Source organism: Streptomyces sp. ALI-76-A, assembly GCF_030287445.1.
Classification (GTDB): Bacteria; Actinomycetota; Actinomycetes; order Streptomycetales; family Streptomycetaceae; genus Streptomyces.
The window spans coordinates 33,393-56,475 of the sequence record NZ_JASVWB010000004.1 but is presented as its reverse complement, the minus strand read 5'-3'; the positions used below and the strand labels follow the sequence as shown (position 1 = coordinate 56,475).

The following is a 23,083-nucleotide window of genomic DNA, read 5'->3' as shown; positions in this document are numbered from 1 at the left end:
ACTTTGTCGTTTCGCTGGAAGTGGTCTAACCTCGATGCGTACGAAACAGTTTCGTTTACGTAGTCATTACCCGGACGACTTCCCTGGAGTGGATCCATGACGCAGAAGACCCTGACCCAGGGCGGCCGGGAGGGCGCCGCCGAGGCGCCGGGCGCCGCCGCGGCCAAGAAGTGGTGGATCCTCGCGGTCATCGCCCTGGCCCAGCTGATGGTGGTCCTGGACGCCACCATCGTGAACATCGCCCTGCCGTCCGCGCAGGCCGACCTGGGGTTCTCCGACGGCAACCGGCAGTGGATCGTCACCGCGTACGCGCTGGCGTTCGCCTCCCTGCTCCTGCTCGGCGGGCGGATCGCCGACCTCTTCGGCCGCAAGCCGGCCTTCCTCGTCGGCATCGTCGGCTTCGCGGCCGTCTCCGCGCTCGGCGGCGCCGCGACCAGCTTCGAGATGCTGGTCACCGCCCGCGCCCTCCAGGGCGCCTTCGGCGCACTGCTCGCCCCGGCCGCGCTGTCGCTGCTGAACACGACGTTCACCGACGCCGGCGAGCGCGCCAAGGCGTTCAGCGTGTACGGCGCCATCGCCGGCGCGGGCGGCGCGGTGGGCCTGCTGCTCGGCGGCGTGCTGACCGACGCCTTCGACTGGCGCTGGACGCTGTACGTGAACGTCGTCATCGCCGTCGTGGCCTTCGTGGGCGGCTGGCTGCTGCTGTCCCACCACCGTGACGCCACGAACTCCAAGCTGGACGTGCCGGGCACCGTGCTGGTGGCCGCCGGCCTGTTCTCCCTGGTGTACGGCTTCTCCAACGCCGAGACGCACGACTGGGACTCCTCGGCGACCTGGGGCTTCCTGATCGCCGGCGGGGTGCTGCTGGCCGCGTTCACCTGGTGGCAGACCCGGGCCGCGCACCCGCTGCTGCCGCTGCGCATCCTGCTGGACCGCAACCGCGCGGCCTCGTTCCTGGCCGTGCTGATCTCCGGCGCGGGCATGTTCGGCGTGTTCCTCTTCCTCACCTACTACCTCCAGCTGAACCTGGGCTTCAGCCCCACCAGGACCGGCGTCGCGTTCCTGCCGATGGTGGCCGCGCTGATGGTGACGGCCCAGGTCGGCACCACCGTGCTGGTGCCGCGGATGGGACCGAAGGCGGTCATCCCGCTGGGCTTCGCGATCTCCGCGCTCGGCATGGCGTGGCTGACCGGGATCGGCGTCGGCTCCGCCTACACGAGCGCGGTGCTGCCGCAGCTGGTGGTGATCGGTGCCGGCCTCGGGCTGGTGATGCCTCCGGCCATGCAGCTGGCCACCGGCGGAGTGGCGGCCGAGGACGCGGGCGTCGCCTCCGCCGCGGTCAACGCCATGCAGCAGGTGGGCGGTTCGATCGGCACGGCCCTGCTCAACACACTGGCCGCGAGCGCCGCGACGGACTACCTGGCCGGCCAGGACCCGAGCAGCAGGCTGGTCCGGGCACAGGCCACGATCGAGAGCTACACCACCGCCTTCTGGTGGTCGGCGGGCTTCTTCGCCGCGGGCACACTGATCGCGGTCCTGCTCTACCGGCGCGGAGTGCCCCGGCAGGACCCGGACGCGGCACCGGTCGTCCACATGTGATCCGCTCCGGCCGAGCCGCCGAGGGCCGAGGGGCCGCCGTCCGCAGGGAGACGGCGGCCCTCTTCGCTGCCACCGGCCGAGGTGCGTCGGCCGGAGCCCCGCGCGGCGGCCCGCGTTGGACGATCAGTCAAGTGGGTACCCACGGGCCATGCGAATCAGCGTGGTGGACGTGGGATCGAACACGGTCAGACTGGCGGTCGCGGACGCGGAGGGCGGGGTCCCACTGCCGGTGCACACCGCCAAGTGGCGTCTGAGACTGTCCCAACAGGTGCAACCCGGGGGCCCGGTGCCCGAGGAGGCCGTCGAGCGGCTCGTGGACGCGGTCGAGGCGGCGAGCCGGACCGCCGCCCGCTGGGGCGCGCCGACCCCGCTGGCCTTCGCGACCGCGGTGGTGCGCGGTGCCCCCAACCGCCAGGAGGTGCTGCGGACCGTCCGGACGCGGACGGGGGTCGACCTGTGCACCCTGCCGGGCGAGGTGGAGGCCGAGCTCACCTTTCTCGGGGCGCGCCGGTGGATGGGTTGGCGGTCGGGACCGCTCGCCCTGCTGGACATCGGCGGCGGTTCGCTCGAAGTGGCCTTCGGCCGCGGCCGGTTGCCGGACTTCGTGGCCTCCCTGCCGCTCGGGGCGGGGCGGTTGACCCATGATTTCTTCGCGGACCAGGATCCGCCGCCGCCGGAGCTGGTACGGGCGCTGCGGCGCAAGGTCCGCCACCAGCTCCGGGACGTGGCGGGGCGGATCCGCTGGGAGGGACCGCACACGGCGGTGGCCACCTCGCGCACCTTCCAGCAGTTGGGGCGGTTGTGCGGGGCCCCGCCCGGACGGCACGGCCCGTTCGTGGAACGGCGGCTGCACCGGGAGGCCCTGCGGGACGCGGTCGTCCGGCTGGCCGCCCTGCCCGCCGCCGAACGCGCGCTGCTGCCGGGCATCTCCGCGCCGCGCGCCGCCCAGAGCCTGGCCGGCGCGGTGGTCGCCCACACGACGATGAAGCTGACCGGGATCAGCACGCTCACGCTCTGTCCGTGGGCGATCCGCGAGGGTGTGCTGTTGCGGCACATCGAGGACGGCCCGTCCTGGTGGGCGGAGATCACCCGCCGCAGCGACGAGATCCCTCCCCCGGACCCCGTACCGCTGCACATCGCGACAGCGACCAGCTGAACCGGGAACCCGGCAGTGGAGAGAAAAGCGGGAAGAGAACGAAGAAGCAGGAGAGAAGGGGAAAGCCGTGACCGACACCGGGAAGCACGACCGGACGACCGACAAGCCGGCCGAGACCGCGCTCGACGAGGTCCTGCGCGAGGCCGAGGACGCACAGACCCGGACCCCTGACCCCGCGGAGCGGCGGGGCCACCGGGGCGAGGCCGCGGACGCCATCACCCCGAACCCACGCGCCCAGGAGGAGTCGGAGGGCGACTGATCCGTGCGGGCGCGCGCCCACGGGCCGTTCCCCGTGGCCGCGCGCCCCTGCGGGGTACCCCCCCTCCGCCCGCTCCACGCCCGCGGATGGTCCGCCACCTGCGGGGTACCCGACGCGCATGCCACATGAGAGTCAGGAACCACGGCTGCCCACCGCCCGGGGCGCGGTGTCGGCAGCCGTCATGGAGTACCTGCGGGGTGCCGGACCGCTGCCACACCCCGAGGACATCGAGGACGCGCCCGTCTACGGCGACGACCTCCAGCTGGCCCTGTACGTCTGCTACGAGCTGCACTACCGCGGCTTCGCGGACGTGTCCGCGGAGCTGGAGTGGGACCCGGACCTGCTGCGGACCCGGGCCGCGCTGGAACACCGCTACCTGTCCGCCCTGCGCGCGGACACCCCCGTGCACGAGAGCGTCGACGACGCGCTCGCCCAGATCCTGGTCGAGCCGGTGGACGGCACGGGCGTCTCCCACCACCTGCGGGACAAGGGCGAGCTGTGGCAGCTGCGCGAGTACGCCGCCCAGCGCTCCCTGTACCACCTCAAGGAGGCGGACCCGCACGCCTGGGTGCTGCCCCGGCTGTGGGGCCGGGCCAAGGCGGGGATGGCGGCGGTGGAGTTCGACGAGTACGGCGGCGGCCGCCCCGACCGGGTGCACGCCCGCCTCTTCGCCGACCTGATGACGGACCTGGACCTGGACACGACGTACGGCCACTACCTGGACGCGGCCTGTGCGGAACTGCTGGTCACGGTGAACCTGATGTCCCTGTTCGGCCTGCACCGCTCCCTGCGGGGCGCCCTGGTGGGCCACTTCGCGGCGGTGGAGATCACCTCCTCCCCCGGTTCCCGCAGGCTGGCCGAGGCGATGCGGCGCACCGGGGCCGGTCCCGCCGCCGAGTTCTTCTACGACGAGCATGTCGAGGCGGACGCGGTGCACGAGCAGGTCGTGCGCCAGGAGGTCATCGGCGGACTGCTGGAGGAGGAGCCGCATCTCGCGCCGGACGTCACCTTCGGCATCGACGCCACGGAATTCGTCGAGGGCCGCCTGGGCGCGCGGCTGCTCGACGACTGGAACGCGGGCCGGTCGTCCCTGCGCACTCCCCTGACCTCAGAACTCTCTGGAATCCCAGGAGCGTCTTGGGGTACCCGGGCGCCGTGAATCCTCTGGTGCTGCCGCTGGTCCTCCCGGGTGTGTACGCCCCGCAGGAGGACACCGCCCTGCTGGCCGGGGCCCTGTCCGAAGAGCCGCTCCCGCCGGGTGCCGACGTCCTCGACGTGGGCACCGGGAGCGGAGCCCTGGCCATCGAGGCCGCCCGCCGCGGCACGCGCGTGACCGCGGTGGACGTGTCCTGGCGCGCGGTGTGCACCGCGCGGATGAACGCCTGGATGGCCGGGGTGCCGGTGCGTATCCGGCGCGGGAACCTCTTCGCTCCGGTGCGGGACCGGTCCTTCGACCTCATCCTCACCAACCCGCCGTACGTGCCCGCCCCGACGGGCAGCCGGCCGCCCCGTGGCCCGGCCCGCGCCTGGGACGCGGGCGGTGACGGACGGTTCGTCCTGGACCGGATCTGCCGGGAGGCGCCCACGCTGCTCAGGCCCGGCGGGGTGCTGCTGATGGTGCACTCCGCGCTGAGCGACCCCGGCCGGACGATCGAGCACCTGCGCGGGTCCGGTCTGAAAGCCTCCGTGACCCGCCGTCACCGGATCGACTTCGGCCCGGTGCTGCGCGGGCGACGGGAGTGGCTGCGGGAGCGCGGGCTGCTGTCCGACGCCGACGAGAAGGAAGAGCTGGTGGTCGTCCGTGCCGAACTCCCCGTCTGAGCAGCCGCGCAGGATCGCCATGCAACGCCGGGGGCCCTTGCTGGTGGAGGGCCCGGTGGAGGTGGAGCTGGAGGACGGCACCACGGTGTCCTCCGACCGTTTCCGCGTCGCCCTGTGCACCTGTCGCCGCAGCCGCCGCTACCCCTGGTGCGACACCAGCCACCGCGACCGCGCCTGACGGCGGGGCGGACCCGCCCCGGCGAGCTGTCAGGCCGGTCGGCGCACCCCGGGCCGGGCTGACCCAGGGGGCCGGCGGACGGCCCCACTCCGTCCGCCGACCCCGGGTGCGGGATCGCGGGTCCTCGTGCCAGGGCCGGCACTCCCCATCCGCGGGCCCTTGGGAGGGTCACGAGGACCGTGCGATCCCGGTCCTTCAGAACGTGAAGACGCTGCCGTGCGAGCTCTTCACGCACTCGTTCGGAAAGACGCGCTCGTAGGAGACGCGCTGTCCCCGCCAGACGCCGTCGACCGTGACGACCACGGGGTCGTACTCCCTGGTGCACAGGACGTCGCTCCTGGCCGTGAGGGCGTCCAGGTCCCCGTCCGCGGAGCGCAGGTCCGTACACGCGGAGGCGGCGGCCGGGTGGGTGCCGGAGGCGCCCGGGGCGCAGGCCAGGGTGACCGCGCGTTCCGGGGTGGCGAGGGCCGCGCTCTCGCCGTGGCCCACGGTGAGCACCAGGGCCGAGGGGGCGTAGAGCGTGGTCGGGGCGGTGGGCGGGGCGGCGAGGGCGGCTCCGGTGAGGGGGCCGCAGACGGCGGTGGCCGTCAGGCCGAGGGTCGCTGCCCAGCGCGCGGTGTTCCGCATTGTGTGCATCCTTCCGCTCGATTCGAGGGTGTACCGCCGACCGGCCCGATCGGTGCCGGAGGGCGGCGAGCGCGAGTCTGCCGAGTCCGCCGCCGAAACTCACATCGGACCCCCGGGTTTCAGTAACCTTGCGTGTTGAATCAGTGGCGCGAAGTCACGGAATTCGAACTGGTCGGCCCCTACGGTGAGCGGTTCTTGATCGGCCGATCGGGCCGGATGGCCGGATTCCCCCCGCTCGGCAATAGGCCTGAAACATTCCGCTTCAGCCCTGGGCGCACCCCGTTCCGATCCCTTGCGTTCACCCACGGATCGAGTAATGGTTATTACATGATTACGACAGACCAGCAGGAGAAGCTGCGCGGCTGGTTCGCCGGCCGCCTGCCCGACGACCTGTTCGAGGAACTGGTCGAGGTGACGGTGGACCGTGAGGAGATCACCGTGGTCGGCCGCGTCGCCGAGCCCCGGACCGCGCCGGACGCGCCGGCCGCGGAACGGGAGGCGGCCGTACAGGGCCGGATCCAGGAGTTCCGCGAGCGGACCCGGGACGCCCGGGTCGCCGTGGCGCGCGACGCCGAGCACCGGTACGGCCGGAAGGTCTCCTGGGGTGTGGAGTGCGGTGGTGAGCGCGCCCTGTTCACGCATGTCGCGGCCCCCGTGATGACCCGGCTGCGGCAGCCGGAACGCCAGGTCCTGGACACCCTCATCGCCGGCGGCGTGGCCCGCAGCCGCAGTGACGCGCTCGCCTGGTGCGTGCGCCTGGTCCAGCGGCACACCGACGACTGGCTGGCGGAGCTGCGGGACTCCCTCGAACACGTCCAGCGGGTACGGGCCCAGGGGCCCGACACCGCACCTCAGGACACGCCCCCGGACGCGCCCTGAGGGAGCACACGCCCACGCCCGGCCCGACGCGGGGACGCCCGGGCCGTCGACGGAGCGCTGCCGCCGGTCACCGGGCCGGGCGCGGGGAGAGGAGGGCCGGTGTCAGACCCGTCCGCTAGTGCCGCGGCAGGCAACGTTCGCCCGTCAAGGAGCGGCGTTTGGTGCGTGCTCTCGGCGTGCCGGCCGGAAGCCCTCGTACTGAATGTACTTGGGCTTTCGGCCGGTGCGGCGAGAGGGCGTGCCGGGCGTCGCGACGGGGCGAACGTTGCCTGCCAGGGCACTAGGTCCGGTCGGACAGCTCCACGGGCCGGGCGGTCGGCCCCTGCGTCCCGGTGAACGAGAGCGAACCGGGACCGGCCGTCGACACCGGGCCGGTCAGCCAGCGCTGCTCGGCGGAGGCGTCACGGACCTTGACGACGATGTCGGCGCCCGCCTCGTCGGTGGTGAAGGTCAACGCGAGGCGCTCGTCCCAGCGGGGCAGCAACTCCCCCCGCACGGTGAGGTCGTAGCGCACGTCGTCGCCCCGCTCGGCCTTCTCCCCGGCGCAGGTGCCGAGGATGACCACACCGGCGTCCGCGTGCGAGTCCAGACACAGGTCGGGGTCGGCCACGCTGCGCAGCAGCCCGTCGTTCTCGTACTCCCACCGCTGGGTCGGCGCGGTCGAGCACACCGCCAGTCCGGTCCCGGCCCCCGGTTCCGGCTCGCCCTTGATGTCGAGGCACAGGTCGGCGTCGGCGTTGCGCAGCCTGGTGCGTCCCGGTACGGCGGGGAGCTGGGCGGTGCCGGAGGACGCCGTGGGCGGGGACGGGGAGCCGGTGCCCGGGGCCGCGCCCAGGCCGCCGTTCGCGCTGGTGGGGGCGGCCGGGCCGACGCCGTCGTCGGCCGACCACAGGCCGGTGACGAGCGCCGTCGCGAGCAGCCCGGCGGAGGCGAGGCCGACCGAGGTCAGCAGCGTCCGCGAGGAACGCGGACCGCCCGGGGCCGGGCGGCGGGCCGGGGAGAGCGCCGGGACGCCCTTGAGGAGGCGCCGACGTCCGCCGCCGTGCCGCGCGGAGGCGCGTGCCCCCGCTTGGGGCTGACGGCGGGCGGGACGGGTGTCGAGGTAGCGGCGGGCGCCCCAGCCGAGCACCGCCTCGGCGAGCAGGACCCCCAGCCCGCCCTCGAAATGGCTCAGTTGTTCGGCCGCGTTACGGCAGTGGGGGCACTCCCCGAGATGCTGCCGGACATCCGGCAGCAGGGCACCGCCCCGGCGAATGGGAACGTCCAGGAGGCGGTTGTGGAAGCGGCATTCCTTGGTCGGGGCGAGTTGTCGATGGGCATGTACACATCCTTCCCGGAGTTTTTCACGCGCCTGTTCGAGTGCTGCCGACGCGATGTCGGTATCCATGCCCAGGAGAGCGGCGGGAACGGTAATGGACTCCCCCTCGACCTCCACATGCCACAGCACACATCGGGCAAGTCCGGGAAGGGCATGGAATGACCGCTCGGCCAGTTTGCGGTTTTCCGGCGTGATGGACTTGGCCGTGCGCATACCGCGGCCGCCCGCGGGTTTCCCGAGATCCGGCAGAACACCGGATATCCGTTCCTCGGCCGACCATCGCAGCACGGTGTCCCGCACGGCCAGCAGCAGCCGGGGCCGCAGCGCCACGGCCGGCTCGCCGACGGTCAGCCGGTCCAGGACCTGGTGGAAGGCGGCGGCGGTGACCATGGACGCGGTGTCCGCCCGGGAGGCGAGGCAGATGACCGCGTACTCGTGGGCGGGCTGCCAGTGCCGGGCCATGAGCAGCGCGACGGCGGGAGTGACCTCACGGTCCGGGCGGCCTCCGAGAGCCGCGCCGAGACTCTCGTCGGATTCCCCGTGGATCCCGCCGGGCGGCGGGTAGGGCGGGCGAGGGGGGTGGGGGGTGGACACTGAACGGATTCCTTCCCACGCGTTCGGAGGACGCAGAGGTTCTGGTCGCCGAAAAGGAGCGCGGGAGGGCGGCACCTTTATGGCGGGGCGCGAGGAGCGTGAATTCGCCGGCACGGTCCGCCCCGGATCCCCGCGGGACGAATGCGGACCGGTCCTCACCCCCGCACCGAATGGTCACCCTCGCACACTCGCTCAGGGCCAACAAGGCGCGGGAGCGACCTCCACCTCATGGAAAGAACGTCACGTGCGACGCCGACTCATCGAATGCGCACCGGTTTTCGCGAGCGCATGCGCCCCGTGTGAAGCACGCGCACGCGCCGGAGCGCCGCGCACGCTACCGGCGCGCGGCTGCCCGTAGTGCACTGAAGGCGGCCTTCCTCGAGGCCCCGCGCAGGACGGCGGCACTTCTGCGCGACGACGGCCGCCGACCCTGTTTCTCCCGCCCTGGGTCGGCGGCCCCGAGGACACCCCGCGCAGCCTGCCGCCGGCCTCAGATCTGCCAGGAGCGCAGCCGGTCGGCGGCGCCGTACACGTCCGTCTTGCCGGAGATCAGATCGCGGGCGAGGTCGACGAGGGCGCCATAGGGCGGGTCGATGCCGGCGCCGCTGACGAACATGTACGCCACGGCCGTCGCGCAGGCGAAGCGGGCGTTGGCCGACGGCAGGGGCTTGAGCAGGGCGAGGGTGTGCAGCAGGGCGGCGGCCCGCCAGGCGGCGTCGGAGTCCACGCCGAGGCGGGGCGGGTCGACGCGGTGCCGGGCGACAGCGGCCACCAGCGCGGAGAAGTCGTTGATCGTGGGCTGTTCGGGCAGAACCTCTTCGTGCCGCTGGAGCAGCCAGGGCACGTCGATGTGGACGACGGGTGCCATCGGTCAGGCGACCCGCCCCGCGCCCCGGCTGTGCGGTTCGTCCTCGGGGAAGGCGGCCGCGAACTCGTCGGCGTGGGAGGCGAAGAAGCGGCGGAACGCCTCGGCGCCCTCCTGCAGGGCCCGGTGCCGGGCGATGTCGGCCGCGGCGGCCTCGCGCACGAGCGCCTTCATCGACGTACCGCGTTCCTTGGCGATCTGCCGCAGGTCCTCCAGCTCGCGATCGCTGAATTCCACGTTCAGAGCAGGCATGCGACCACGGTACCGCTCGGGTACTTTCTCGTAAATGTCCCCTGGTCACAGCAGTCCGCCCGCGGTACCCGAGGGAGCGGAACGGCGGGGCGCCGCCCTGCGGGGGGCCCGGCGCGTCCGCCTCGGGCTCCAGCTCCGGGACCGGGACCGGGAGCGCGTGGCGCGGCCGGGAGACCGGCGTGATCGAGCGGCTGCCGCACGGTGAGGGCGTCGAGGTGCGCCGGCCGCTCGATCAGGCCCGGCTCCACCCCCTGACCGCCCATGAGCGGCCGGGGGAACTCGTGGAGCGTGCGAAGGTCAGCCCTGATCCGCCACGAAGGACGCCATCCGGGTCAGGGCGGAGTTCCAGTTGATGGTGTGCTCGTTCGTCGACCAGGACTGGATGTCGTCGATGTAGCAGAACTGGCCGACGCAGCCCTGGAGTTTGCTCTGTGCGTAGGGGTCCTGGATGCTCGAGTTCGGTCCGCCGGCGAGGGTTCCGTCGGGCGGGTTCGGCAGGCTCGCGTCCAGCTGGCGGGCGTACCAACGGCTGTGCTGGTTCTTCGCGTCGACCTCGCCGTAGCCGGTGACGTACGAGATGTTCAGCGCGTTGCGGCCGAACAGGTAGTCCATGCTCTGGAGGGCACCGTCACGGTACTTGGAGCCGCCGGTGATGTCGTACGCGGAGGCGATGACGACCGCGTTGTGCAGGATCTGGTGGTTGGAGCCCCAGTCGTAGACGTTGTCGGCGGGCGCGTACGGCATGCCGTACGGATGTGCCGTGAGCGTGGCCAGGTACCGGTCGGCGCCCTTGACGACGGACTGGCGCACCTTGTCGCGGCCGGGCAGCCTGTTCGGCACGGTCGCGAGGTCCAGCCGGGCCGCCGCGGCCGTCCGGGCCCAGTCGTAGCCGAGCGGGCCGAAGATGTCGGCGGTGTGGACGGGCGAGTTCAGGACGTGGTCCGCGAACGGCTTCTCCCCGGTGGTGAGGTACAGCTCGGCCGCCGCCCAGTAGAACTCGTCGGTGGCGTCGGAGTCGGCGTAGGCGCCACCGCCGATGCCGTCGTCCGGGTCGGCGTACCGGGCGGGGTGGGCGAGCGCGGCCGTCCAGGCCTTGCGGGCGGCGGCCAGGGCCTGCGCCGCGAACGCCTTGTCGTAGGGCCGGTACAGGCGGGCCGCCTGCGCGGCCGTCGCCGCCAGGTTCAGGGTGGCCTGGGTGCTCGGCGGGTGCAGTTCGCGCTTCTGCGGGTCGTCGCTGGGCAGCAGCGGCAGGCCGGTCCACTGTTCGTCGTGCATCTTGTGGTGGGCCATGCCGGCCAGCGGCTTCCCGTCCGGCACCTGCATCTTCAGCAGGAAGTCCAGCTCCCACCGCACCTCGTCGAGGAGGTCCGGCACCTTGTTGCCGCTCTCCGGGATGGCGAGGGTGCCGTCACCCAGCGCGGCGGGCCGCCCGGTGCGGGCGTGCAGCGCGCGTTCGTACGTGCTCAGCAGCTCCCAGGTGGAGATGCCGCCGTTGACGACGTACTTGCCGTGGTCTCCGGCGTCGTACCAGCCGCCGGTGACGTCGAGCGTGTAGTCGCAGACTCCCGGCTGGCAGGGCACGTTCCCGTCGCCCTGGTTGGGTGCCACGTCGACGTGGCCGGCCGGACGGCCGTAGCCCGGGCGCAGGTCGTCGCGGATCGCGATGCCGCTGCGCTGGGTGTAGTAGTACTTCGCGGCGTCCAGGCGCAGCCTGTCGTAGGCGCCGGTGCCGATGTCGAAGGGGCGGCTGGCCTCGCCGTCGGCGACCAGGGTGTACCCCGTGCCCCGCTTCCTGTGGGCGCCGAAGTCGATCGAGTGGACGTTCTGTCCGGAGGAGGCGTCGGTGCCGCGCGGGACGGTCCAGCCGTGGGCGACCACGGTGCCGCCGGCGTTCTTCAGCTGCCAGGGCAGCTTCGTGGTGGCGTCGGTGACGAGCGTGGCGTTCTTGGGTCCGGCGGGCAGATAGGCGACCTGGTTGACGCGGACCCGGGGTCCGGTGTCGGGCTCGTACACCTCGGGCGGCACTCCGCCCAGCAGCGACACGTCGTCCATGCAGAAGCGGAACGGCTCGGCGCTGCCGCCGAGTTGGAAGCCGACCTGACCCTGGGTGGTGTCGACGGGCGAGGTGAACGTGTAGGAGTAGGCGTTCCCGGAGACGCTCAGCTGCGGGCTCACCTCGAACCAGGTGTCGTAGGGCGCCACCGACAGGCCGACGATCGCGCGCGCGACATGGCCGTCGGGCGCGCCCTTGGCGGTGAAGGAGAACCGGTAGGACTCTCCCTTGACCAGGGTGAGGTCGTTCTGGCCCACGGCGGCGTCCCAGCGGTTGGCGGTGCCGCCCGGCACGTCCGCGCAGAGCTGTCCGTCGGACAGGCCCGCGGTGACGTTGCTGCTGGTCCACCAGGGGGCGGTGGTGGTGTCGAAGGTGCCGTTCCTGACCTGTTCGACCTCGTCGGCGGCGGCTTGGGAGGCGGGGAGACCCACCAGTGCCGACCCCAGCAGGGCCGTCAGGGAGAGCAGGGCGGTTCTGCGTCGTTTCACGTCTGGGCTCCTCGGGGGAGGTGCGGGCGACGCTCGCGTGGGAGCGCTCCCAGATGCGGACGAAGGCCATGCTTGTGGCAGGCGTGACGCCCCGTCAACGGTCCGGACGGGACTGATTGCCGTCCGGACCGTCGGCGAGCGGCTCAGACGGCCGGCACCTCCAGCTTGCTGACGCGGATCCCGCCCCGGGCCTCGCCCGGGTGGGCGCTGGTCAGCGTGAGCCGGAGCCGGGAGCCGCGGGCGGCGTCGAAGGTGACGACCGTCGGCGCGTCCGAGGCGGTGGCCCATTCGACGGCCGCCCCCTTCACCGGCAGGTACGCGCGGCCGTCCCACACCTCGACCTCGGCGGAGGCGGGCAGGCTGTGGGTCGCGCCCAGGGTGAAGGAGACCTCCACCCGGTCGAAGGTCCGCGTGCGTCCGAAGTCCACGGCGACCCAGTCCTCGGCGCGGGCGCCGTCGACCGCGGGCAGCAGGGCCGTGGCCGCCTTGCTGAAGGCGTTGGACCAGCCGGTGGCCGGGTCGCCGTCCAGCATCGCGGCGGGCAGGGTGTCCGGGCGGCCGGAGTGACTGGCGTCCGCGAAGGGGTACTCCGGGGGCGCCGGATGGTCGGGGGTGAACACGGCCGGCGAGGTGACGGCGGCCGAGCGGGCGGGCGTGGTGCGCACGGTCGCGGTGCCCGACCGCAGGCCCCGCACCCGCGCGGTCACCTTGAGCGTCCCCGGGTCGGTTCCGGACCGTACGATCGCGAGGGCCTTGCCGTGGAAGGCGGTCCGGGTACTGGCCTGGTACCGCTCGGCGCTCTCCTGCCGGCCGTTGTCGAGTCCGGCGAGCGAGCCGCCCCGCACGTCGAAGGAGATCAGGTGCTCGGCGTCGGGCACCACCACCCCGCGGGCGTCGACGACGTCGGCGGTGACGAAGACCAGTGAACGGCCGTCGGCGGGCAGCGCCGTGCGGTCGGTGGTGAGGCGTACGGCGTGCGGCTTCCCGGCCGTGCGCAGCACGTCGGTGGCGACCACTCTGCCGTCGCTGCGCGCCACCGCCTTCAACTCGCCGGGCCGGTAGGGCACTTTCCAGGTCAGGTGGAGCTTGCCCGCGCTGCCGTTCGGGCTGGTGTAACTGCCGGGGTAGGGGCCGTCGGTGAAGGTCTTGTCGTCGCCGGTGGCCTCGGTGGTCTCCAGGTACTCCCGGCCGTCGGTGGTCCTCTTCCGGTCGAACTTCCGTACGCCCAGCGACTTTCCGTCGAGGTACAGCTCGACGGTGTCGACGTTGGCGTACGCCCACACCTCGACCGTGTCGCCCTCCTGGTGGTTCCAGGTCATCGGCAGCAGGTGGACCATGGGCTCACTGACCCACTGGCTCTGGAACAGGTAGTACATGTCCTTCGGGAAGCCGGCCGTGTCGACGGCGCCGAAGAAGGACGCCTTCACCGGGAAGACGTCGTACGGCGTGGGCTCCCCGATGTAGTCGATGCCCGACCACAGGAACTGCCCGGCGAACCACTTGCGGTCCCGGTCCTTCTTGTGGCCGTACTCCCCGCTCATGGTCCAGGAGGCGAGGTTGTTGTCGTACGACGACGTCTCCCGCCTGCCCGGGGTGTGGTTCTCGCCGGTGTTGAGCCGCTCGGGCTCCTGGTAGGCGCCGCGCGTGGAGGTCTCGGAGGACGACTCGGACTCGAAGAGGAACAGGTGCGGGTAGCGGGCGTGCAGGGCGTCCACCGACTTGGCGGTGTTGTAGTTGAGCCCGAGGCCGTCCAGCTTGGCGAGGATGAGGTCGCCCGGGGAGCCCACGGCGGGCACGGTGCGGTGCCGGTGGGAGCCGATCACCACGGGGCGGGTGGCGTCGAGCGCCTTGATGCCGGCGATGAGGCGGTCCGCGATGGCGAGGCCGGCCGGGGAGGTGAACTCGGAGATCTCGTTGCCGATCGACCACATGAGGACGGCGGGCGAGTTGCGGGCCGCCAGCACCATCTCCGCGAGGTCCCGGTCGGACCACTCGTCGAAGAACCGGCCGTAGTCGTAGCGCACCTTGGGGCTGCGCCAGCAGTCGAAGGCCTCCACCAGCATCACGATGCCCAGTTCCTCGCAGACCTCGATCATCTCCGGCGAGGGCGGGTTGTGGGAGGTGCGGAAGGCGTTGACGCCCATCGACCGCATGATGGTCAGCTGTCTGCGGATCGCGTCCTTGCTGACCGCGGCGCCGAGGGCGCCCAGGTCGTGGTGCAGGTCGACGCCCTTGAGCTTGTGGTAGGTGCCGTTGAGGTGGAAGCCCTCGTCCGGGTCGAAGCGGAAGGTGCGGAAGCCGAACGGGGTGCGGTAGGTGTCGACGGTCCTGCCGCCGACGCGCAGTTCGGTCTCCACGGAGTAGCGGCGGGGCGAGCCGAGGTCCCACAGCTGGGGGTCCGGGACGGCGAGTTCATGCGCCTGTGTGGCCTGTCCGGCGACGGTGACGGTGGTCGCCGTCCGGGCCACCGTACGACCGCGGGGGTCCTTGATCCGGGACCGGATCTCGACTTCGCTCGCGGCGCCGGACGCGTTCACCACCGAGGTCTCCACCCTGACCGTGGCGCGCCCGGCGGTGATCTCGGGCGTGGTGACGTGGGTGCCCCAGCGGGCCACGTGCACCGGTTCCGTGACGACGAGGCGGGCCTTGCGGTAGATGCCGCTGCCCGAGTACCAGCGGCTGCTGGGCAGGCGGTTGCGCACCCTGACCGCGAGCACGTTCTCCGTGGTCCCGTCGGTGTGCAGCAGGTCGGTGAGGTCGACGGCGAAGCCGGTGTAGCCGTACGGGTGCCGGCCGGCCTCGGTGCCGTTGCAGTGGACGTACGCGTCCATGTAGACGCCGTCGAACTCCACCGAGATCCGCTTGCCGGCCAGCGCGGGCGGCAGGGTGAAGGCGAGCCGGTACCAGCCGAGGCCGCCGGGGAAGAACCCGGTGCCACTGGTCGTGCCGTGCCGGGTGGTCGGGGCGAGCTCGATGCTCCAGTCGTGCGGCACCGCGACCTGACGCCATCCGGAGTCGTCGTACCCGGGTGCGGCGGCGTCGGCGTACTCACCGGTCGGGTCGGTGATCCCGGCGGGGTCGACCAGCGCGAAGCGCCAGCCGTCGCGCAGGGCGACGGTGCTGCGGCCGGACGAGCTGCCCGCGGCCCCGGCGGCGCGAGCCACCGCGGAACCCGGCAACGCTCCGGCGACCGGTGCGGCGGCGGACGCGAGCAGGACCGATCTGCGAGTGACCTGCATGGCGGCTCTCCCTCATCAGGGCCCAGAAGTACTCACAACTGATCGTGACCAAACAGATTCTGACTGCCTGCCACTCCGGCCCGTCAAGAGTGCGGGGGCGAGCTTCTGTCCCGGACGCCACAACGGCCGGATCTCCCCCTTGACCGGGACCCGGCCACCGAGCCGCCCGTACCGGGGTTCCCCGTTCGCGCGGGCTCCCGACGCACTAGGCTGGAACCCGAGTGAAAGCATCTGTTCACTGTGAGTGTGCGCAATGGAGTGGCGCCGATGAGCCCCGTGTACCCGTCCGACGACGCCGCAACGGCGCGGGCCGTCATCGATGACGCGGGCACGCTCGTCGAGTGGAACGACGGCGCACGTCGGCTCCTGGGTCACACGGCCGCCGAGGTCCTCGGCCGTCCCGCCGCCGGCCTGCTCGCCGACCCGGCCGCGCTGCCGGTGCCCCGGGAACCCCGCTGGGACGGCACGCTCACCCTGCGTCACCGTGACGGCTCGACGGTGACCGTCTGGCTGCTCGTCCACCACCGGGCACCGGTGGGCGACGGCCCGGCACACTGGCTCGTGATCACCCCGCTGGAGGGCGACGGCCCGGTCGCGCCCGACGACCCCCTGGAGCGGGCCCAGCTCCTCCAGTCCCCCTGCGCCGTCGCCATCTACGACGAGCGGCTGCGGCTGCGCCGGATGAACTCCGCCATGGCCGAGGTGCTCGGGCTGCCCGAGGAGCGGGTACGGGGGCTGAAGGTGTCGGAGCTGAGCGCCCGGGCGCAGAGCGCGGACATCGAGCAGCATCTGCACCAGGTGCTCACCAGCGGCCGGGGGCACGACGTACGCACCTACCTGCCGATCGGCGACCACAGCCGGATGAACGCCTGGCTGGCGCGGATGGCGCCGATCACCGACGACACGGGCCGGGTGCGGGGCGTGTGCGTCGCCGCCCACGACTTCACCGAGCAGTACCTGGCGCGGGAGCGGCTGCAACTGGTGAACGAGGCGAGCGTCCGCATCGGCACCACCCTCGACGTCACCCGGACGGCGCAGGAGCTCGCGGACGTCTGCGTGCCCGCCCTGGCCGACTTCGTCAGTGTCGATCTGCTGGACCCCGCGGAGGCCGGCGGGGAGCCCTCCACCGGGGGGCTGACCGCGCCGGTCAGTCTGCGCCGGGCGGCTCACCGCTCGGTCAACCCGGGCGACCCGGAGGCCGTGGCCAAGCCGGGCCAGGTGGACGTGTACCCGGCGAACTCGCCGCAGGCCGACTCGCTGGTGGCGGGCCACACCATCGTGGCCTCGGCGGAGACCGGTGATCTGACCGAGTGGCTGTCCTGGGACGAAGCACGCCTCGAACGGATCGAGCAGTACGGCATCCACTCCACGATGTCCGTGCCGATCCTCGCCCGCGGCCAGACCCTCGGCGTGGCCGTCCTGACCCGCTTCCGGCGGCCGGACGGGTTCACCCGCGACGACGTGCTGCTCGCCGAGGAGGTCACCGCCCGGGCCGCCGTCTGCATCGACAACGCCCGCCGCTACTCCCGCGAGCGTGACACCGCCCTCGCCCTCCAGCGCAGCCTGCTGCCCCGGTCGCTGCCGCGCACCGCCGCCGTGGAGGCGGCCTCCCGCTATCTCCCGGCGGCCCGGGCGGGGGTGGGCGGCGACTGGTTCGACGTGATCCCGCTGTCCGGCATGCGGGTCGCGATGGTCGTCGGCGACGTCGTCGGCCACGGCATCCAGGCCTCGGCGACGATGGGCCGGCTCCGCACCGCCGTCCGCACCCTCGCCGACATCGACCTCGCCCCGGACGAGCTGCTCACCCACCTGGACGACCTGGTCGTACGGCTGTCCGCGGAGGCCGGCGGGGAGGGCAGTCCCGGCGAGGTCGGCGCCACCTGCCTCTACGCGGTGTACGACCCCGTGTCGCGGCGCTGCACGCTGGCGCGGGCGGGGCATCCGGCGCCCGTCATGCTCCCGCCGGGCGGCACGCCCCGGGAGGTCGATCTGCCGCCCGGTCCGCCGCTGGGCCTGGGCGGGCTGCCGTTCGAGTCGGTCGAGCTCGCGCTCGCCGAAGGCACCGTGCTGTCGCTGTACACGGACGGCCTGATCGAGACCCGGGAGCGGGATATGGACGCCAGTCACACGCTGCTGTGCGAGGCGCTGGCGGCCGGAACCGGCTCCCTGGACGAGACCTGTGACCGCGTCCTGCACAGCCTGCTCCCGCCGGGCGGCGCCCCGGACGACGTGGCCCTGCTGCTGGCCCGCACCCTGGGACTGCCCGCCTCCCAGGTCACCACCTGGGACATCCCGGCCGACCCGGCGCTCGTCTCACCGATCCGCAAGCAGGTCGTCGCCCAGCTCGCTCTGTGGAGCCTGAGCGAGGCGGCGTTCACCGTCGAGCTGGTGGTCAGTGAGCTGGTCACCAACGCCATCCGGTACGGCGCTCACCCGATCCGGCTGCGGCTGATCCACGACGCGGCCACGCTGATCTGCGAGGTGTCCGACACCAACCACACGGCCCCGCACCTGCGCCGGGCCAAGACATGGGACGAGGGCGGCCGGGGCCTCCTCCTGGTCGCCCAGCTCACCCAGCGCTGGGGCAGCCGGCACACCGCCGAGGGCAAGACGATCTGGGCGGAGGTCACGCTCGTCGAGCAGGAGTGAGCCTGTCGGGTGGGCCGGTCAGGCGGCTCCGGAGCAGTCCGCGGGGTCTCGGAGGCCGCGCTCACCCCGGCACACGGTCGCCGACGGCGGCGGCTGTGCGCGGGTGCGGCGGCCGGGCGGCACCGTGCCTCGGCGACCGGCCGGATCCGGGAGGCCGGGTACGCCTCCTGGAGGCCGGACGCGTCGGAAAGTGACACGATTTCCCGAGGGCGGCGCGCGAACCGTTCCGCGCCCGTCCCCATCGGACCCCCGGTGCCGGGGCACAGGGCGCCGGACACACGTGGGTCGGCAGGCAGTGCCCCGTGCGCGAGATTCTCCGGGAGTGGAGACAGACATGGCGAAGACGTCCCAGGGCGCTCGGCGGGCGGCCGGGCTGACGGCGGGCGCGGTCGCGGTGCTCGGCCTGCTGACCGCGTGCGGCGGCGGAGACGACCCGGCGGGCCCCGCGCGGACGGTGTCCGGCCCGCCCGCGACCGGCGACGCCACGACCGCCTCGCCAAGTCCCTCCGCCACGGGCACCGCGACCGAGGGCGAGACCGACACCCCGGCCACCGCCGACGGTGGCCGCTGCCGCACCTCCGAGCTGAGCGCGTCCGTCGGCCGCGACAACCCGGGCGCGGGGCAGCAGAACTTCCCCCTCGTCCTGACCAACACCTCCGGCCGCACCTGCACCCTGCGCGGCTATCCGGGGGCCGCGTTCCTCGACGCCGCGGGCAGGCAGCTGGGCCCGGACCCGAAGCGGTCCGCCGGCACCGCCGAGACGGTCACGCTGGCCCCGGGTAAGAGCGCGTGGGCCGGGCTGTCGTTCGCCGCCCCCCGGATCAGCGGGGCGCGCGCGGCCACTCCCGCGTCGCTGCTGGTGACCCCGCCGGACGAGCGGGACCCGCTGAAGGTGGCGTGGAAGGCCGGGGAGATCCCGGTGTCCGGCAACGAGTCGTCGGTGCGTCTGATCCCCTTCGGCCCGGGCACCGGGGCGTGAGGAAGGCGGGGCCGCGCCGCGTCGCAACGGCCGCGCGGGGCGCCCCGCGCGGCCGTCCGGGGTGACCCCGGCATTCTTACCCTGGCCTGCTTTCATGTCCGGGTCCGTCGTCGCCGCGTTCCGAAGGATCCGGTCCTGAACACCCCGCTCGCCGAGTCCCTGTCCGTCGTCCTGCTCGTCGCCGTGCTCGCCTGGGCCGTCCTGCGGCCCTTCGGACGGCCGGAGGCGGTGGTCGCGGTCCCGGCGGCGGGGGTGGTGATCGCGACCGGGGCGATCTCGCTGGAGCACGCGCGGCAGGAGGCCGAGCGGCTGGGTCCGGTGATCGGGTTCCTCGCCGCGGTGCTGGTGCTCGCCCACTTCTGTGCCGTCGAGGGTCTGTTCCAGGCGTGCGGGGCGTGGATGGCCCGGTGGGCGGCGGGATCGCCGCGGCGGCTGCTGACAGCGGTGTTCGTCCTGGCGTCGGCCATCACCGCGGTCCTCAGCCTGGACGCCACGGTGGTGCTGCTGACGCCGGTGGTGTTCGCCACCGCCTCCCGGATGCGGGTCGCCGCCGAGCCGCACGCCTACGCGAGCGCCCACCTGTCGAACACGGCCTCACTGCTGCTGCCGGTGTCCAACCTGACCAATCTGCTGGCGTTCACGGCGAGCGGGCTGAGCTTCACCCGGTTCGCCGCGCTGATGGCGCTGCCCTGGCTGGTCGCGATCACCGCCGAGTACCTGGTCTTCCGGCGCTTCTTCCGCCGCGAGCTGACGCGGGCCGCCCCCTCCCCCGATCCGGCCGACGCGCCCGAGCTGCCGCTGTTCGCGCTGGTCACCGTCGCCTGCACGCTGGCCGGGTTCGTCGTGACCTCCGCCCTCGGCACCGAGCCGGCCTGGGCCGCGCTGGCGGGGGCGCTCGTGCTGGCCGTCCGGGCGCTCCTGCGGCGGCGGACCACACCGTCCGGTGTGCTGCGGGCGGCGTCGCCCGCGTTCCTGGCGTTCGTCCTCGCGCTCGGCGTGGTGGTGCGCGCCGTGGTCGACCACGGCCTCGCCGACGCCCTGCGGCACGTGCTGCCGGAGGGGACGGGGCCGGTCGCGCTGCTCGGCATCGCCGTCCTGGCCGCCGTACTGGCGAACCTGATCAACAACCTGCCCGCGGTGCTGGTCCTGCTGCCGCTCACCGCGGCGGCCGGACCCGGCGCCGTGCTCGCGGTGCTGCTCGGCGTGAACATCGGTCCGAACCTCACCTACGCCGGGTCGCTGGCCACGCTGCTGTGGCGGCGCATCGCGCACGAGCACCGGCACGACGTCGGACTCGGCACGTTCACCCGGCTCGGGCTGCTCTCCGTCCCGGCCGCGCTGGTGCCCGCCGTGCTGGCCCTGTGGGCGTCGCTCCAGGTCGTCGGGGCCTGAGCCCCCGTCAGCGGCCACCGCCGCCGTACGGGCCGTAGCCGTACGGGCCGTAGCCGCCATATCCGCCATAACCGCCGTATCCGCCGCCATAACCACCGCCGTAGCCGCCGCCGTACTGGCCGCCCCCCGAGCAGTAGGGATATGGGGAACAGGGCGCGGCCGTCGGGTACGGGTTCGGCGGCGTGGGCGTCGGCGTCGGGGTGGCCCGCGGAGTCGACGGGGTCGCGGACGGCGTGGGCGTCGGGGTGGGGCTCGTCGGGGCCTCGGGGGTGGGCGTGGGCTCGGGGGTCCGCGACGCGGTGCTGCCGACGTCCCAGTTGACCACCTCCATCTGGAGGTCGGTCTTCGAGGTGTCGATCACCCAGCGCTGGGCGGAGCCGTCGTCACGGGTCTTGACGACCAGGGCGCCCCCCGCGTCGGTGGCCGCGGGGGCGAGGGCGAGGTCCTGGTTCCAGCGGGGTACGAGGGCGCCCTGGAGCGTGAAGTCGTAGCGGACGTTCCTGGTCGCGGCCTTGGCCGTGCCGGTGCAGGGGGCCAGTCGCACCGAGTAGCCGAGGCGGGAGTCCACGCAGAGATCGGGGGTCTCCGCGCTGCGCAACAGCCCATCGGGCTCGTAGGACCACTGCTGGCCGCGGTCCGAGGAGCACTCCGTGAGTTCGGTCTCCGCGCCCTCGACGGCTTTCTCCCCGACGATGCCGACGCACAGCCCGGAGGCGACGTTGTGCAGCCGGCCGCGCATGGTGCCCTGCTCCGCGTCCCCGGCGTCGGCCCAGGACGGGTCGGACGACGAGGTGCCCGAGCTGCCGCCGGGGGCGTCGGAGGGCCGGCCGTCGTCCGCCTGGGGCGTCCCGTCCGAGGAGCCGAGGGAGGACCACAGGACCAGCGGGAGGACGATCAGCCCGCCGACGGTCAGGACGGCCGCGCTGAGGTTGCGGCGGGACACCCGGCGGGCGGACTTGTGGGGGGACTTGTGGGTGGACCTGCGGGAGGAGGCACGAGAGCCGGTGCGGGGGCCGACGGGCGCGGTCGGTGCGGAGGCGGTCTCCTCCGCGTCCGGCATGACCGGGGGCCCCGGCTGCGGGAAGTACGCCTCGTCCGGGACGGCGACCGGCGCGGGGAAGTACCCCTCGTTCGAGGCGGTCACCGGCGCGGGGAAGTACGCCTCGTTCGGGACGGGCCCCGGGCCGGGGAAGAAGCCCTCACCCGTGGCCTTCTCCGGCTCCGGGAAGAAGTTCTCGCCCGCGATCCTCCGCGGCTCCGGGAAGAACGCCTCGCCCGGGATCCGCTCGGGCACCGGGAAGAAGGCTTCCTTCGGCGGCGCCGCGAGCTGTGTGTCCCTCTCGTCCCGGGCGGGGTGCAGGCGGGCGCGCGCCGCCACGTAGGCGTGGGCGCCCCAGCCCAGTACCGCTTCGGCCAGGGCACCGCCGATGCCCTGGTTGAACTGGTGCAACTGGTCCGCGGTGTACCGGCAGTGCTCGCAGCCGTCCAGGTGGCCGCGCAGGTCGGCGTCCAGGTCGACGCCGCCGCGCCGGTAGCTCACGTCCAGCAGTCGCTGGTAGTGCCGGCACTCCTGCTCGGGGGCGAGTTCGCGGTGGACCTGGAGGCACTCCTCGCGGAGCCGGTCGTGGGCCCGCCGCAGTTCGACGCGGGCGTCCTCCTCGTCCAGCCCCAGCAGGGCGCCGGGGACGGCGAGCGGTTCGGCCTCGACCTCGATGTGCCACAGCAGGCAGCGGGCCGACTGGGGCAGCCGCTGGAACGCCCCCGAGAGCAGCCGCCGGTTCGCGGGCGGCAGCAGCCGCGCCGCGATCCGGTCTCCGCCGTCGCCCTGGGTCCTCAGCTCCGGATGCAGCTGCTCGCGCCTGCGGTCGGTGTCCCATTCGGCTGCGATACGGCGGACGGTGACCAGCAGGTGCGGCCGCCACGCGGAGGTCGGTCCGATCTGGCGCAGGGTCTCCCCGAAGAGCCGGGTGAAGGCGGCGGTCGTGAGCATTCCCGCGGGGTGGGCGCCGTCGGTGCACAACCGGGCGTAGGCGAAGGCCGCTTCCCAGTGCCGGTCGAGGAGTTCACCGACGGGCTGCAACGCGGGCGTCGCCCCACTCCACTTCCTGAGCTCGGCACTCAGTTGCTCGTCCGTGGCCTCGGACGGGCGCGCGGGAGCCGGGGAATTCGACAGGCCTGCGTCATTCACTGCGGCATTCCTCCGAGGACGTGCTACACAAAGTCCATACCAATCGGTATGCGGTGCCGCCGACAGGCGCGACGGACTCCACCCGCACAGGGTTCGGCATCTCGAACGTCCGCCGGATACAGCTCTTTTGGAGCGTGGGGAGCGAACAGGAGCGGCCTCGTGCGCACAGGGGAAACTTCATTGTACGTGCGCCGACAACGCACACCTTTGCACAGGCCAGCGAGCTGGAACAAGTGATCCCCCGGTTTTGCGCATTGCGTCCCCGCCGTCGGTATTTGACTCGCTGTCAACCCGTCGGCTTTTCCGGATTGCCGCCATATCGACGTCGTATTCGGAAATGGGATTCACTTGCCCGTCGGCCCGGACCGCTCAAACCATTGAACGGCCACCCCATCCCGTGTCCCGCCGGTCTACGCGGATCACGTGGCAACCATTGGACCGCTCGGCGCGGGCCGTACGGAGCCCCGGATCGCGCCGCGCGGACCGCACCCGGCGCCCCCGCCGGCCGGGCCGCGCGCCGGCTGCGGCCCGTCGTCGACGGCCCCGT

At 73.1% G+C, this 23,083-nt stretch carries 17 protein-coding genes and 1 pseudogene; 11 read left to right on the top strand and 7 right to left on the bottom strand.

Translation table 11 applies throughout. The annotated features are described in order from the left end of the window. The first annotated feature begins 96 nt into the window (after positions 1-96). The 6 genes from QQS16_RS36850 (at position 97) to QQS16_RS36825 (ending at position 5,013) form a co-directional block, all read left to right on the top strand. Positions 97-1,599, top strand: a complete 1,503-nt coding sequence (locus tag QQS16_RS36850) for an MFS transporter (protein WP_286066885.1) — start codon at positions 97-99, stop codon at positions 1,597-1,599. 148 nt (positions 1,600-1,747) lie between these two features. Next, the gene (locus tag QQS16_RS36845; protein ID WP_286066884.1) at positions 1,748-2,755 is read left to right on the top strand and encodes a Ppx/GppA family phosphatase; all 1,008 of its coding nucleotides are present in this window, start codon (positions 1,748-1,750) and stop codon (positions 2,753-2,755) included. Between the two features lie 67 nt (positions 2,756-2,822). Then, complete coding sequence (locus QQS16_RS36840) at positions 2,823-3,014, top strand: hypothetical protein (protein ID WP_286066883.1); 192 nt, start codon at positions 2,823-2,825, stop codon at positions 3,012-3,014. 118 nt (positions 3,015-3,132) lie between these two features. Beyond that, entirely contained in the window at positions 3,133-4,173 is a 1,041-nt protein-coding gene (locus QQS16_RS36835; protein ID WP_286066882.1) for an iron-containing redox enzyme family protein, read from the top strand. Continuing rightward, a complete protein-coding gene (locus QQS16_RS36830; protein ID WP_286066881.1) occupies positions 4,170-4,835 on the top strand; it encodes a HemK2/MTQ2 family protein methyltransferase in 666 nt (221 codons plus the stop codon). The genes QQS16_RS36835 and QQS16_RS36830 overlap by 4 nt, the downstream gene beginning before the upstream one ends. Then, positions 4,816-5,013 carry a CDGSH iron-sulfur domain-containing protein gene (locus QQS16_RS36825; protein WP_286066880.1) on the top strand — a complete coding sequence of 66 codons (198 nt, stop codon included), beginning with the start codon at positions 4,816-4,818 and terminating at the stop codon, positions 5,011-5,013. The genes QQS16_RS36830 and QQS16_RS36825 overlap by 20 nt, the downstream gene beginning before the upstream one ends. Positions 5,014-5,208: 195 nt before the next feature. Here the strand turns inward: QQS16_RS36825 and QQS16_RS36820 are convergent, their stop codons facing one another. Further along, the gene (locus QQS16_RS36820) at positions 5,209-5,640 is read right to left on the bottom strand and encodes a protease inhibitor (protein ID WP_286066879.1); all 432 of its coding nucleotides are present in this window, start codon (positions 5,638-5,640) and stop codon (positions 5,209-5,211) included. Between the two features lie 327 nt (positions 5,641-5,967). On the opposite strand from QQS16_RS36820, the gene abmR reads away from it, so the two are divergent. Beyond that, complete coding sequence (gene abmR, locus QQS16_RS36815) at positions 5,968-6,519, top strand: ATP-binding transcription factor AbmR (protein WP_286066878.1); 552 nt, start codon at positions 5,968-5,970, stop codon at positions 6,517-6,519. A 280-nt stretch (positions 6,520-6,799) separates the two neighbouring features. On the opposite strand, the gene QQS16_RS36810 is transcribed toward abmR, so the two are convergent. The 3 genes from QQS16_RS36810 to QQS16_RS36800 all read right to left on the bottom strand — a co-directional run bounded on the left by QQS16_RS36810 (position 6,800) and on the right by QQS16_RS36800 (position 9,548). Continuing rightward, positions 6,800-8,431, bottom strand: coding sequence for an RICIN domain-containing protein (locus tag QQS16_RS36810; RefSeq protein WP_286066877.1), 1,632 nt, complete (start codon positions 8,429-8,431; stop codon positions 6,800-6,802). Between the two features lie 490 nt (positions 8,432-8,921). Continuing rightward, a complete protein-coding gene (locus tag QQS16_RS36805; RefSeq protein WP_286066876.1) occupies positions 8,922-9,299 on the bottom strand; it encodes a toxin Doc in 378 nt (125 codons plus the stop codon). Positions 9,300-9,302: 3 nt separating this feature from the next. Continuing rightward, positions 9,303-9,548, bottom strand: coding sequence for a hypothetical protein (locus tag QQS16_RS36800; RefSeq protein ID WP_286066875.1), 246 nt, complete (start codon positions 9,546-9,548; stop codon positions 9,303-9,305). A gap of 109 nt (positions 9,549-9,657) precedes the next feature. Between QQS16_RS36800 and QQS16_RS36795 the strand changes: the two are divergent. Beyond that, a pseudogene (locus tag QQS16_RS36795) lies at positions 9,658-9,901 on the top strand (cytochrome bc1 complex cytochrome b subunit); the annotation flags it as partial. Here QQS16_RS36795 and QQS16_RS36790 read toward each other — a convergent pair. Continuing rightward, the gene (locus tag QQS16_RS36790) at positions 9,846-12,089 is read right to left on the bottom strand and encodes a glycoside hydrolase family 9 protein (protein WP_286066874.1); all 2,244 of its coding nucleotides are present in this window, start codon (positions 12,087-12,089) and stop codon (positions 9,846-9,848) included. The pseudogene QQS16_RS36795 and the gene QQS16_RS36790 overlap by 56 nt on opposite strands. Positions 12,090-12,232: 143 nt before the next feature. Beyond that, the gene (locus tag QQS16_RS36785) at positions 12,233-15,328 is read right to left on the bottom strand and encodes a glycoside hydrolase family 2 TIM barrel-domain containing protein (protein WP_286066873.1); all 3,096 of its coding nucleotides are present in this window, start codon (positions 15,326-15,328) and stop codon (positions 12,233-12,235) included. Positions 15,329-15,595: 267 nt separating this feature from the next. On the opposite strand from QQS16_RS36785, the gene QQS16_RS36780 reads away from it, so the two are divergent. The 3 genes from QQS16_RS36780 to QQS16_RS36770 all read left to right on the top strand — a co-directional run bounded on the left by QQS16_RS36780 (position 15,596) and on the right by QQS16_RS36770 (position 20,348). After that, positions 15,596-17,977: a SpoIIE family protein phosphatase gene (locus QQS16_RS36780; protein ID WP_286066872.1), complete on the top strand. Its 2,382-nt coding sequence runs from the start codon at positions 15,596-15,598 to the stop codon at positions 17,975-17,977. Positions 17,978-18,311: 334 nt separating this feature from the next. Next, positions 18,312-18,956 carry a DUF4232 domain-containing protein gene (locus QQS16_RS36775; protein ID WP_286066871.1) on the top strand — a complete coding sequence of 215 codons (645 nt, stop codon included), beginning with the start codon at positions 18,312-18,314 and terminating at the stop codon, positions 18,954-18,956. Positions 18,957-19,091: 135 nt separating this feature from the next. After that, the gene (locus QQS16_RS36770; protein WP_286068097.1) at positions 19,092-20,348 is read left to right on the top strand and encodes an SLC13 family permease; all 1,257 of its coding nucleotides are present in this window, start codon (positions 19,092-19,094) and stop codon (positions 20,346-20,348) included. A gap of 7 nt (positions 20,349-20,355) precedes the next feature. Here QQS16_RS36770 and QQS16_RS36765 read toward each other — a convergent pair whose 3' ends face one another. Then, on the bottom strand, positions 20,356-22,536 hold the full coding sequence (locus QQS16_RS36765; RefSeq protein WP_286066870.1) for a ricin-type beta-trefoil lectin domain protein: 2,181 nt from the start codon (positions 22,534-22,536) through the stop codon (positions 20,356-20,358). Between the last annotated feature and the right edge of the window lie 547 nt (positions 22,537-23,083).